Source organism: Rhodococcus rhodnii NBRC 100604, assembly GCF_001894925.1.
GTDB classification, from domain to species: Bacteria; Actinomycetota; Actinomycetes; order Mycobacteriales; family Mycobacteriaceae; genus Rhodococcus_F; species Rhodococcus_F rhodnii.
The window spans coordinates 41,337-53,497 of record NZ_BCXD01000008.1; the positions used below are offsets into that span (position 1 = coordinate 41,337).

Annotated in this window: 12 protein-coding genes; 3 read left to right on the forward strand and 9 right to left on the reverse strand. The window is 68.9% G+C overall.

Annotation, left to right across the window (positions count from 1 at the left end; all coding sequences use genetic code 11):
- Window positions 1-110 precede the first annotated feature (110 nt).
- Window positions 111-2,063 (forward strand): M13 family metallopeptidase, encoded by a 1,953-nt coding sequence (locus RR1_RS07635; RefSeq protein ID WP_010838359.1) that lies wholly within the window; start codon window positions 111-113, stop codon window positions 2,061-2,063.
- A 35-nt stretch (window positions 2,064-2,098) separates the two neighbouring features.
- Here the strand turns inward: RR1_RS07635 and RR1_RS07640 are convergent, their stop codons facing one another.
- The 9 genes from RR1_RS07640 to RR1_RS07680 all read right to left on the reverse strand — a co-directional run bounded on the left by RR1_RS07640 (window position 2,099) and on the right by RR1_RS07680 (window position 10,950).
- Complete coding sequence (locus RR1_RS07640; RefSeq protein WP_051111168.1) at window positions 2,099-3,184, reverse strand: ABC transporter ATP-binding protein; 1,086 nt, start codon at window positions 3,182-3,184, stop codon at window positions 2,099-2,101.
- Window positions 3,181-4,500 carry an ABC transporter substrate-binding protein gene (locus RR1_RS07645; RefSeq protein ID WP_010838357.1) on the reverse strand — a complete coding sequence of 440 codons (1,320 nt, stop codon included), beginning with the start codon at window positions 4,498-4,500 and terminating at the stop codon, window positions 3,181-3,183. The genes RR1_RS07640 and RR1_RS07645 overlap by 4 nt, the downstream gene beginning before the upstream one ends.
- A 21-nt stretch (window positions 4,501-4,521) precedes the next feature.
- On the reverse strand, window positions 4,522-5,427 hold the full coding sequence (locus RR1_RS07650) for a carbohydrate ABC transporter permease (RefSeq protein WP_083581013.1): 906 nt from the start codon (window positions 5,425-5,427) through the stop codon (window positions 4,522-4,524).
- Window positions 5,427-6,335 carry a carbohydrate ABC transporter permease gene (locus RR1_RS07655; protein WP_010839415.1) on the reverse strand — a complete coding sequence of 303 codons (909 nt, stop codon included), beginning with the start codon at window positions 6,333-6,335 and terminating at the stop codon, window positions 5,427-5,429. The genes RR1_RS07650 and RR1_RS07655 overlap by 1 nt, the downstream gene beginning before the upstream one ends.
- A gap of 118 nt (window positions 6,336-6,453) precedes the next feature.
- Window positions 6,454-7,389, reverse strand: coding sequence for a L,D-transpeptidase (locus tag RR1_RS07660; protein WP_040774502.1), 936 nt, complete (start codon window positions 7,387-7,389; stop codon window positions 6,454-6,456).
- A gap of 122 nt (window positions 7,390-7,511) precedes the next feature.
- Window positions 7,512-8,027: a DUF6764 family protein gene (locus RR1_RS07665; RefSeq protein WP_010839413.1), complete on the reverse strand. Its 516-nt coding sequence runs from the start codon at window positions 8,025-8,027 to the stop codon at window positions 7,512-7,514.
- Window positions 8,028-8,082: 55 nt separating this feature from the next.
- The gene (locus RR1_RS07670; protein ID WP_010839412.1) at window positions 8,083-9,111 is read right to left on the reverse strand and encodes a DNA polymerase domain-containing protein; all 1,029 of its coding nucleotides are present in this window, start codon (window positions 9,109-9,111) and stop codon (window positions 8,083-8,085) included.
- A 16-nt stretch (window positions 9,112-9,127) separates the two neighbouring features.
- Entirely contained in the window at window positions 9,128-10,174 is a 1,047-nt protein-coding gene (locus RR1_RS07675; protein ID WP_010839411.1) for an ATP-dependent DNA ligase, read from the reverse strand.
- A 53-nt stretch (window positions 10,175-10,227) separates the two neighbouring features.
- A complete protein-coding gene (locus tag RR1_RS07680) occupies window positions 10,228-10,950 on the reverse strand; it encodes a TetR/AcrR family transcriptional regulator (RefSeq protein WP_040774516.1) in 723 nt (240 codons plus the stop codon).
- A 72-nt stretch (window positions 10,951-11,022) separates the two neighbouring features.
- Here RR1_RS07680 and RR1_RS07685 point away from each other — a divergent pair, with 72 nt between their 5' ends.
- Both RR1_RS07685 and RR1_RS07690 read left to right on the forward strand, forming a co-directional pair.
- Window positions 11,023-11,409 carry a VOC family protein gene (locus tag RR1_RS07685; protein ID WP_010839409.1) on the forward strand — a complete coding sequence of 129 codons (387 nt, stop codon included), beginning with the start codon at window positions 11,023-11,025 and terminating at the stop codon, window positions 11,407-11,409.
- Window positions 11,410-11,449: 40 nt separating this feature from the next.
- Entirely contained in the window at window positions 11,450-12,127 is a 678-nt protein-coding gene (locus tag RR1_RS07690) for a TetR family transcriptional regulator (RefSeq protein ID WP_010839408.1), read from the forward strand.
- Window positions 12,128-12,161: the final 34 nt, after the last annotated feature.

The following is a 12,161-nucleotide window of genomic DNA, read 5'->3' on the forward strand; positions in this document are numbered from 1 at the left end:
ACGTGGGACGTGGTGATCGCAGAACTTCGGCGAACGCCACCGTGGCACCGTGTGACAGCGAGCACATCTTCCGTGTCCGCTGATCGGGAACGCGGTGTAAGGATGGAGGGATGACCGCTGCCGCGAAATCCGGAATCGACCTCACCCACATCGACGCGGATGCGCGTCCGCAGGACGATCTGTTCGAGCACGTCAACGGTGCGTGGCTCGCCGATCACGCGATACCCGCCGACCGCGCCGTCGACGGCGCCTTCCGCACCCTCTACGACCAGGCGGAGAAGGACGTGCGGACGATCATCACCGACGCCGCCGCGGGCGATCCCCCGCCCGGCTCGATCACCCGCAAGATCGGTGACCTGTACTCGAGCTTCATGAACGCCGACGCCGTCGAGGCCGCCGGCCTCGAACCGATCCGCGGCGAACTCGACGCCGTCGCGAACGCCGCCGACCACGACGAACTCGCCGGAGTGCTCGGCTCGCTGGCGCGGACCGGCGTCACGGGCGCCGTCGCCTTCTACGTCGACACCGACGCGAAGGACTCGTCGCGCTATCTCGTGCACTTCACGCAGTCGGGGCTCGGCCTTCCCGACGAGGCGTACTACCGCGAGGACGACTACGCCGAGATCCGCGAGAAGTACACGCGCCACATCGCGGCGATGTTCTCGCTCGCCGAACTGTCCTTCGACGCGGACACCGTCGTCGACCTCGAACGTGAACTGGCGAAAGATCATTGGGACGTCGTCAAGCGCCGCGACGCCGATCTGTCCTACAACCTCGTCGAGTACGACGAACTGCCGGACGGCTTCTCGTGGGACCGCTGGATCGCGGGCGCAGGTGCGCGGCGGTCGCAGTTCGAGGAGATCGTCGTGCGGCAGCCGAGCTTCGTGCAGGGGTTCACCGAACTCTGGACGGAGCGCGATCTCGACGACTGGAAGGCATGGGCGAGCTGGCACATCCTGCACACCCGCGCGCCCTACCTCACCGCCGCGATCGTCGACGAGAACTTCGCGTTCTACGGGCGCACACTCAGCGGCACCGAGGAGAACCGCGACCGCTGGAAGCGCGCGGTGTCGCTCGTCGAACTGCTGCTCGGTGAGGCCGTCGGCAAGCTCTACGTCGAGAAGCACTTCTCGCCCGTCGCGAAAGAGCGGATGCAGACGCTCGTCGCGAATCTCATCGAGGCGTACCGGCGCAGCATCACCGATCTCGAGTGGATGACCCCGCAGACGCGGCAGCGGGCCCTCGAGAAGCTGGGCAAGTTCACGCCGAAAATCGGGTACCCCGACGAGTGGCGCGACTACTCGGCCGTCGAGATCGCGGCCGACGACCTCGTCGGCAACTACCGCAGCGGCTACGCGGCCGAGTTCGACCGCGATCTCGGCAAGCTCGGCGGACCGGTCGATCGCGGCGAGTGGTTCATGACGCCGCAGACCGTCAACGCCTACTACAACCCGGGCATGAACGAGATCGTCTTTCCCGCAGCGATTCTGCAGCCGCCGTTCTTCGATCCCGACGCCGACGACGCCGCGAACTACGGCGGGATCGGCGCCGTCATCGGCCACGAGATCGGCCACGGCTTCGACGATCAGGGCGCGAAGTACGACGGCGACGGCAATCTCGAGAACTGGTGGACGGATTCGGATCGCGACGAGTTCGGCAAGCGGACGACGGCACTGATCGCGCAGTACGACGACTTCGAGCCGAAGGCGCTGCCGGGCCATCACGTCAACGGCGAGTTCACGATCGGCGAGAACATCGGCGACCTGGGCGGGCTGTCGATCGCGGTGTCCGCCTACGAGATCGCGACCGAGGGCACCGAGCCGCCCGAGATCGACGGCCTCAGCGGCCTGCAGCGCGTGTTCTTCGGCTGGGCACAGGTGTGGCGGACGAAGGCCCGCGACGAGGAGGCGATCCGCCGGCTCGCGATCGACCCGCACTCACCGCCGGAGTTCCGCTGCAACGGCGTCGTCCGCAACCTCGACAGCTTCCACGAGGCGTTCGAGGTCCGCGAGGGCGATGCCCTGTACCTCGATCCCGCGCAGCGAGTACGGATCTGGAGCTAGTAGGCGCTGCGCGCTCGTGAGTGACTTTCCACCCTCTACACCGAAAACTCACTCACGAGCCGCAGGCCCGTCTCGGCGGAGAACCAGGACACGCGCTCGGGTGCGGTGCGCAGGTGAACCGTCTCCCCGGCCGTGACGTGGCGCGCGCGGTCGACGCGCACCGCGATCCGGCCGTTCGGGCCACGGACGTGCACGAACGACTCCGCCCCGAGTTCCTCGACCAACTCCACCACGGCCGCGAGCGCGTCCTCCGCGCCCGCACCGACGAGAATCCAGTCCTCGGGACGCACGCCGACCACGACCTCACCGGCGCCGTCGATGCTGCGCGGCACCGGAATGCCCAGCGTCCCGACCCGCGCGACACCGCCGACGACGGCACACTCGATCAGGTTCATGCCGGGGGCACCGACGAATCCCGCGACGAAAGTATCGACCGGACGGTCGTACAACTCGCGCGGCGTCGCCACCTGATGCAGCACACCGTCCTTCAGGACGGCGACGCGATCGCCCATCGTCATCGCCTCGACCTGGTCGTGCGTGACGTACACCGTCGTGACGCCGAGCCGCCGCTGCAGTTCGGCGATCTGCGCCCTCGTCCCGATGCGCAGTTTGGCATCGAGATTGCTGAGCGGCTCGTCCATGCAGAACACGCTGGGACGCCGCACGATCGCGCGTCCCATCGCGACACGCTGCCGCTGACCACCGCTGAGCCGTGCGGGCTTGCGCCCCAGCAGGCCGTCGAGTTCGAGCATGCGCGCGGCCTCGAGCACCCGCGCATCCCGTTCGGCCTTCGGCACCTTCGCGTTCTTCAGCGCGAACGACATGTTCTCCGCGACGGTCATGTTCGGGTACAGCGCGTAGTTCTGGAAGACCATCGCGACGTCGCGGTCACGCGCCGGCACGTTCGTGACGTCGCGATCGCCGATACGGATGCGTCCCGATTCGACGCGTTCGAGCCCCGCGAGCATCCGCAGACTCGTCGACTTGCCCGATCCGGACGGACCGACGAGGACGAGGAACTCGCCCTCCCCGATCTCCAGATCGAGCGCATCGACGGACACGGCGTCGCTTCCCTCGTACCGGTGCGTGGCACCCGCGAACTGCACCGCGCGCGCCGTCACCTCGGCAGCCTCGGCGCGATCTGCTGATCGATGATCTGCTGCAGCCGGTCACCCGCGCCGGAGAGAGCAGTACGAACGTCGGTGTCGCGCAGTGCGATCTCCTCGAGACCGGTTCCCAGGATCTGGTCGCCGCCGGGGACGAACACCCGGACGTAGTCCTGCGAGCGCGTGTGCGCGAGCTGGTCGACGGCGGTGCGCGCGTTGGGGTTCCCGTCGAGGAATGCCTTCATCGACGGATCCTCGGTGGCCGACTTGCGGACGGGCATGTAGCCGATGTTCTGCGAGAAGTAGGCCGTGTTCTCGCCGTTGGTGACGAAGTCGACGAACGTCAGTGCGTTGCGCTTGCGTTCGTCGGAGATGTTCGACGGAATCGCGAGTCCCGCACCGCCCGTGGGGCATCCGGGAGCACCCGACGGCGACGCGGGCAGGAAGGCGGTACCGAAGTCGAAGGCCGCGTTCGCCGTGATGCCCGACAGGTCGCCCGTCGACGCGATCGTCGACCCGAGGATCCCGGCGGCGAACTCGTTCGCGATGTCGTTGGAGATCGCCGCGTGCTTCGTGGTGTGGATCATCTCGCGCAGGTAGTTGCCGGCGGCGAGCGTCGCGTCGTCGGTGAGCGTGATCCGCCACTCGTCGGAGTACGCCCCGCCGAACGTCCAGACCGGCCCCTCGAACGTCCAGCTCAGATAATCGGCGGCATTGCCCCATCCGTGCGCGAGCTTGCCGTCGCCGACGACCCGCGCGATCTCGGGTGCCCACTCGTCGAACTCCTGCCACGTCTTCGGCCCGCGGTCGGGCAGCGACGCCTGCTGCCAGACCTCGCGGTTGTAGTAGAACAGCGGCGTCGAGCGCGCGTACGGCAGCGCGTAGTGCCTGCCGTCGAACAGGTAGTCCGCGAGCAGCGAGTCGACGTAGTCCGACGAGTCGACGCCGACCTCACCGAAGAGATCGTCGAGCGGTGTGATCGCCCCGGTGAGTGCGTAGTTGAACCACCACACGTCCGAGAGCACGACGACGTCCGGAAGATCGCCGCCCGAGAGTGCCGCGTTGAACTTCTGCGCCACCTCCTCGTAGTTCTTGCCGCCGTCGACGAGGTTCACCGTCAACCCCGGATGCGCGGCCTGGAACCGCGCGATGAGTTCCTTCTCCGCGTCGATCGACTTGCCGGGGTGGTTCGACCACCACGTGATCGTCGACGCGTCGCCGCCCGACCCGGACGGTGCACTGCTACCGGTACCGGCGCATGCGGCGAGCGCCGCGCTCGCGGCCGTCATCCCCGCCAGACCCAGGAACCCGCGCCTGCTCAGCGTTGCCATGAGTTCTCTCGCTTCTTCTCGTTATCCCTTGACCGCACCGGTCGTGAGGCCCTTGATCATGTGACGTTGGAGCAGGAGGAAGACGACGAGGATCGGCACCATGGTCAGGACGGTGCCCGCCATGACCGGCCCCCAGTCGGTGAGTCCTTCGTTGTTCTGCAGCCGGGTGAGTCCCACCGGCAGCGGCGCGACGCTCGCGTCGTCCGCCATGAGGAACGGCCACAGGTACTCGTTCCACTCGTTGACGATCGTGATGATCGCGAACGCCACCATCGTCGGAATAGACAGCGGCAGAACGACCCGGAACAGCAGCCGTGCATGTCCTGCGCCGTCCATCCGGGCCGCTTCGATGATCTCGGCCGGAAGCGACAGGAAGTGATTGCGCATGAGGAACGTCCCGAAGGCGACTCCGGCGAGCGGCACGATGATGCCGAGAAACGTCCCGCGCCAGCCCCATCCCGCGACGAGTGCGTAGTTCGAGATGACCGTGACCTGGTTCGGCACCATGAGCGCGCTGATCACCAGGAGGAACAGCAGGTTCTTCCCCGGAAAACGGAGGAAGACCAAGCCGTACGCACTGAGCACCCCAAGCGTGAACTTCACGACGGCCAGCACCGACGTGATGACCACCGAGTTCCGGAAGAACGTCCAGTACGGCACCAGTGTCGTTGCATCGGAGTAGTTCTCGGGACGCCACCGGGACGGAAACCAGATCGCCGGTTGCGTGTAGATGTCCGGGCGTTCCTTGAGCGACGTGACGACGATCCAGTACAGCGGGAGCGCCACCACGACGAGTGCCAGCAGCATCGCCGCGTAGGCCGCGATCCTCACGAGACGCTCGCGGCGGTTCACCGAACCGGGCTCCTCGGGCAGCGCCGGCCGCGACGTCGCCGGCGCCTCGTCACGTTCCAGATCGACCGTCGCCATCACCGGTCACCTCGATCCATGATGCGCACCTGATAGACGGTGATCGCGAGCAGCACGAGGAACAGGATCGTAGCGACGGTCGCGCCGTATCCGGCACGGAAGTTGACGAAGGATTCCTGATAGACCTGGAAGATCATCGTCGTCGTCCCGGTACCGAGCGGACCGCCCCGCGTCATGACGTTGATGATGTCGAAGACCTGCAGCGACGCGAGCATCACCGTGATCGACAGGAAGAACGTCGTCGGACGCAGTTGCGGCAGCGTCACGTTGCGCAATCGCGACCACGCACTCGCACCGTCGATCTCGGCCGCCTCGTGGAGATCGGCCCGAAGACCCTGCAGGGCAGCGAGATAGATGACGAACGTGTATCCGATGTTCTTCCACAGGTACGCGACGGTGACCATCGCCATCGCCCAGGCGGGTTCCTGGTAGAAGTTCGGCACCGGCAGGCCGATTCGGTGCAGCAGATCCTGCACGAGACCGAAGCTCGGGTCGAAGACGAACTGGAAGGCGACGCCGACCGCCGCTCCCGAGAGCACGAACGGCGCGAAGAGGGCCGAGCGGACGAGGTTGCGGCCGCGCAGTCGGCGATCGAGCAGCCTCGCGAGGGCGAGACCGACGATCATCGAGCCGACGACGGCGACCACCGTGAAGGCGACGGTGTTGCCGACGATCTGCCACGTGTCCGAGCGGGTGAACCACTCGCGGTAGTTCGCGAGCCCGACGAACCGCGCCTGCGCTTCGGCGAGATTCCAGTCGAAGAACGACAGGCGAATGTTGTCGATCAGCGGTCGGTACGTGAAGACCGCCAGGAGGGCGAGATTCGGCGCGAGCAGCGCCGCGAAGAGAACGCGGTCACGCCACGGCCGGCCACCGACCGCGAGGACTCGTTCCGAGGCAGCTTTCACACGCCGGAGTGTGTCCGGCCTTCTCCAACTCCCGATGAACGGCTCGTAGGGGGCAAGCCGCTCGTGAGTGAATTACCGGTGTGGGGGCCGGACAGTCACGCACGAGCGGCTCCGCCGCCTACCTGTTCCAGTCGCCGAGGCCGTCCCAGCCGGGAAGAGTTCCACCGTCGGTGTTGCTCACGATCACGGCATCGCCCTTGCGGAACGTGTCGTAGAACCACTTCGCGTCCTCGTTGCTCACATTGAGGCAGCCGTGGCTGACGTTGGTGACGCCCTGCTGCGCGACCGACCACGGTGCGCCGTGAACGAAGATGCCGCTGTACGACATCCGCGTCGCGTACTCGACGTACGTGCGGTAACCCTCGGGCGAGTCGACCGGGACACCGTAGGTCGACGAGTCCATGTACATGTCGCGGTGCTTCTCACCGATGATGTACGTGCCGTTGGGGGTTTCGTGGCCCGGCTTGCCCATCGACGTCGGCATCGTCTTCACGACCTCACCGCCGACGCTGACGGTGATCTGCTTCGTGTCGTCGTCGGCGTACGCGATCACCGACTCGCCGATCCGGAACGTCGACGTCGCGTCACCCGCGCGCACCGTCACCGACGTGTGGGCCGGCCAGAACTCGAACGGCTTCCAGCGGACCTGGCTGTCGCTGATCCAGTAGAACTCACCGTCGACGGCGGGCTCGGCCGTCACGCGGATCGCGCGCCCGGCGACGGCGCGATCGGCCACCGGCGCGTCGAACCGGACGACGACGGGCTGTGCGACACCGACGGTCTCACCCGCGGACGGGTTGATCGACGGCGTCGCGAAGTTCGCGGGCCCGATCTCGGGCTCGGGCGGGACGAACGGCGGCAACAGCTGCGGCAGCTCCGGCGGCGGCGGAAGCGCAGGCAATGCCGGCAACGGAATGTCCGGGCCACCGGGAAACAGCGGCACGGCGTTCGCGGGCGCGGCGACGACGGAGAACGACACGAGCGCGCCGACGGCGACCGCCGCGAGACGAGGAGCACGCCGAACTGCACGCCCCCCACGGGTCCGGATCTTCATGTGTTCCACGCTCCACTCGGCAGGTCGCGTGCCCCCTACTGCTCACGCGAGACGGAGATGTCCGAATCACAGTAGGCCACACCGCTAACGGCGAGCTACACGAGGGCCGCCTTCTCCGAGCGTCAGGGCCACACGAACGACGCATCGCCCAGCGTCAGGCACGACCCGCCCGCCACGAACGTCACCGCGAGCGCGGCACCACCGGAGCACACGACGCCGTCCTCGCCGAGGGCAGCGCTCGCACCCGGCCCCGCGACCACGATCCCGCCGACGCCTCCCGGCGCCGAGGCGAGCGCGACGGAACCCGGCCCGAGCGACACCGAGAACACCGCTCCGTCGGCGGCTTCGGCCCCGGCGACGCCGCCCGCGGCACCGAACGCACCGGCCACCGCGCCACCCCGGGCCGTCGCGACCGACACCGCACGCTCGGACACCGCGCCCGCGACGCTCGTCGCGTCGGCACCCGCTCGGCACGCTTCGGCGGGCGCGAGCTGCGTCGTGTCGGTTCCCGGACCGGCGGGGCACAGCACCGCTGCCTGGGCCGGGGCCGCGGGCAGCGCGCTGCCGGCACCTGCGACGACCGCCACCGCGGCCGCTGCCACAGCACCACCGCGCACTCCGCTGTTCCACGTGACCATCCGAAATCCACCTCCGGCGTCCGAGAATACGGTCCCGGGAGCGCTCCGGCCGGATTCACCGAGGCCGGTCGGCGTCCCGGCTCGGCTGGACGCGCTTCGGCTCACCCGGCATCTTGGGATGATTCGGCGGATACGGCAGGTCACCGAGGCCGTCGGCGGCGTCGCGCTCCACCATCTCGAACAGCGGTGCGATGTCGGCCACGTGCTCGTCCATCGCCTCCATCGGATCGCCGCGCTCGGCGAGCAGGCCGGGCACCGTCGCGATCGTGAACTCGTCGGGCTCGGCGGTGGCGATTTCGTCCCAGGTCAGCGGCGTGGAGACGGTCGCGATCGGCGTCGCCCGCACCGAGTACGCCGCCGCGATCGTCTTGTCCCGGTTGTTCTGGTTGTAGTCGAGGAAGATGCGCTGCCCGCGCTCCTCCTTCCACCACGCCGTCGTCGCGCGGTCGTCGCTGCGCCGCACGATCTCCCGCGCGAGCGCGATCCCGGCGCGCCGCACCTCGAGGAACTCCCACTGCGGCGCGATCCGCAGGTAGACGTGCAACCCACGCCCGCCGGAGGTCTTGGGGAAGCCGACCATGCCGAGTTCGTCGAGCAGCGGCTTCACGACGCCCAGCGCGAGATCGCGGGCGTCGGCGAAGTCGGTCCCCGGCTGCGGGTCGAGGTCGAGCCGCAACTCGTCGGGCCGGTCGACGTCGGGGCATCGGCACGTCCACGGGTGGAAGGTGATCGTGCCCAGGTTCGCGGCCCACACGAGATCCGCGGCGCGGACGGGACGCAGCACGTCGGCGGTGCGGCCCGAAGGGAACCTCACGGTGGCGGTCTCGACGTGATCGGGATGCCGCGCGGGGATCCGCTTCTGGTACACCTCCTCGCCCTCGACGCCGTCGGGGAAACGCTGCAGGTGGGTCGGCCGGTCCCGCACCGCCCGCAGCAGCGCACCGTTCGTCGCGACGGTGCGGTAGTACTCGACCACGGTGCGTTTCGATCCGCCGTCGCCGAGCGCCGGGAAGTACACCTTGTCGGGGCTCGACAGCCGCACCGGAGTGCCGTCGACGTCCAGTTCCTCCGCCGGGCTCGCCATCAGTGACCTCCCGACATCAGTGACCACCGGCGAGAACGTCGGCGAGGTCGTAGCGCACGGGGACCTCCAGTTGCTCGTACGTGCACTCGCGTGGATCGCGATCGGGTCGCCAGCGCACGAACCGTGCGACGTGCCGGAACCGCCACCCCTCCATCTGGTCGTACGCGACCTCGAGCACGCGCTCCGGGCGCAGCGGAATCCAGCTGTGATCGGCCCCCGAACGCCACCGCGTCGGCTGCCCCTCCCGTGGCGCGCCGTCGCCCTCGCGCAGCGGCGCGATCTCCTCCTCGAGTTCGAGGCGCCGCTTGTCGCTGAACGCCGACGCACCGCCCACCATCGCGAGTTCGCCCGCGTCGGTGTACAGCCCGAGCAGCAGCGACCCGACACCACGTCCGCTCTTGTGCATGCGGTAGCCCATCAGCACGACGTCCGCCGTCCGAGAGTGCTTGAGCTTGAGCATCTCCCGCTTGTTCGGAACGTACGTGCCCGCCAGCTTCTTCGCGACGACGCCGTCGAGCCCCGCCCCCTCGAACGCCGCGAACCACCGCTGCGCCGTCGCGGCGTCGCGCGTCGCCGTCGTGACGTGGCAGACCGGGCCGTCGCCGACCGTGTCCAGCAGCCGCGCTCGCCGATCCGCGAACGGTGCGGACATCAGGTCGTCGTCGCCCGCGGCGAGCAGATCGAAGCCGACGAACTGTGCGGGCGTCGCCTCCGCGAGCATCTCGACGCGGCTCGCCGCGGGATGGATCCGCTCGGACAGCCGATCCCACGAGAGCCGGGTGCGGCCGTCCACCTCCCACGGCACGACGATCTCGCCGTCGACGACGCACCGCGCCGGCAACTCGTCGCGCACGGCCGCGACGAGTTCGGGGAAGTAGCGCGCGAGATCCTTGCCACCGCGCGAGCCGATCACGACGTCGTCTCCGTCGCGAAACACGATCGCGCGGAAGCCGTCCCACTTCGGCTCGTACGACCATTCGTCGCCCGGCTCCGGCTGCGCGGGCACGGCGGCAGCGGCCTTCGCCAGCATCGGGGCGACGGGCGGCATCACCGGAAGGTCCACTCGCCCATAGTGGCACCTCCGCGCGGATGCGGCGCCGGAAAAGCCGAACGGACCTACCGCGGCTCCACGAACGGCTCGAGCGCGTCGAGGACGCGCCCCAGGCCGAAATGCCATGCGCGATCGGCATCGTGGGGCGCGTTCATCTCCGCACCCGCTGCGGCGCCGACCCGCTGCGCGAGCGGGAACTCGTCGCCCACATAGTGCGCGAGCCGCTCGCTCGACTCGGCCCACACGCTCGCCATGTCGGGCGCTCCGGGATCGGGGACACGGGCGCGTGCCGCCGCACGCACGTAGTCGAGGACGAAGGTGAGCGCCGCATCGCGGTCGACGTCGCCCAGCCCGGTGCCGTCGAACGCGTGCAGATCGTGGTCGTATTTCGCGATCGTCCCCGGCCCGAGCGCCGTCCGCTGATCGGTGACGTCGAGCAGCCACGGGTGCGCGAGCAGCATCGTCATGTCGTCGCCGGCGACGGCCGCTACGCGTTCGCGCCACCGCGTCGACGGCCACGGCGACCGCTCCTGCCCACCGTGCACGGCGTCGGCCATGAGCACGAGCAGGTCGGCATGCGAGCCGACGTGCGTGTAGACGGACATCGTCGTGACCCCGACGTCCGCCGCGAGCCTGCGCACGCTGACGGCGGCGAGCCCACCCGTGTCGGCGAGCGCGATCGCGGCGTCGACGACGTCCGTCGTCGTCACCTTCGCCCGCGGGCCGCGGGACGGCCCCGGTGCGGCCGGGTGCTCCCGCCACAGCAGATCGACCAGATCACGCGCCATCGACGACCCCTCCTCCTCCACTGAACTATGTACACTGTACATAGTCAGCCTCGCACGATCCCAGGAGCCCCGTTGAAGATCCTCGACACCGCCCTCTCGCTCAACGTCGACGACGTCGCCGCCTCGGCCGACTTCGCGCAGCGCCACTTCGGTTTCACCGAGGCGATGGCCGCCGACGGCTTCGTCTCCCTCGCCCACCCCGACGGCGCCCCGAACATCGTGTTCCTGCGCACCGGGCTCGAGAGCTTCGAGCCGAAATCCATTGCCGGACCGGCGGGGACGGGCATGCTCGTCGCGTTCGTCGTCGACGACCTCGACACCGAGTACGCGCGTATCGCCGCCGCCGGCGCGCGCGTCGTCACCGAACCCGAGACCGAACCGTGGGGCGAGCGCTACTGCCAGTTCGCCGACCCCAACGGCATCGTGTGGCAGCTCGTCGAGTGGGTGAGCGAGCCCTGAGCCGCCCGGCCCCGAACGGCGCTGTGCTTGACTGGAGAACGTGACCGAGCGGGCCGAGGACAGCACCGATTTTCGCGTGCACGTCGTGCGGCAGGCGATCGAACTGTTCTCCGAACACGGCTACGAATCGACCACGGTCGATCAGATCGCCGCGGCCGCCGGCGTCTCGCGGCGCACCTTCTTCCGGCAGTTCCGGTCGAAGGAGGATGTGATCTTCGCCGATCACGAGGCGCTGCTCGCCGACATCGAGGCATATCTGCACACGAGCGTGCACGCCGATCCCTGGGCCGCGGTGTGCGATGCCGCCGAGATGGTCTTCGCCCACTTCCGCGACGGCCGCGATCTGTCGCTCCGGCGCTATCGCGTCGTCCAGAAAGCACCCGCGCTCCGCGAGCGCGAACTCGTCACGGGCTACCGCTACGAGCGGCTGTTCACCGACTACCTGCGCTCGGCACTGCCGGGTGAGCCGGTGCTGCACGTCGTCGGATTCGCGGCCGCCGTCACGGCGTGCCACAACCATCTGCTGCGCGCGATGATTCGCGGGGATGCCAGCGCGACCGCCCCCGCGCTGCACGACGCCCTCGTCGAACTGCGGCACACCTACCGCGTCGCACCTCGTCCCGAAGGCCACGACGACGAGATCGTCGTGGTCCGGTTCCCCGCCGGCACCGCCCCGGACGACGTCGCCGCGGCCGTGCGCGGAAGCTGGGGCCGGTGACCTGGCGCATCACCACTCGTTCTCCTTGACTGGC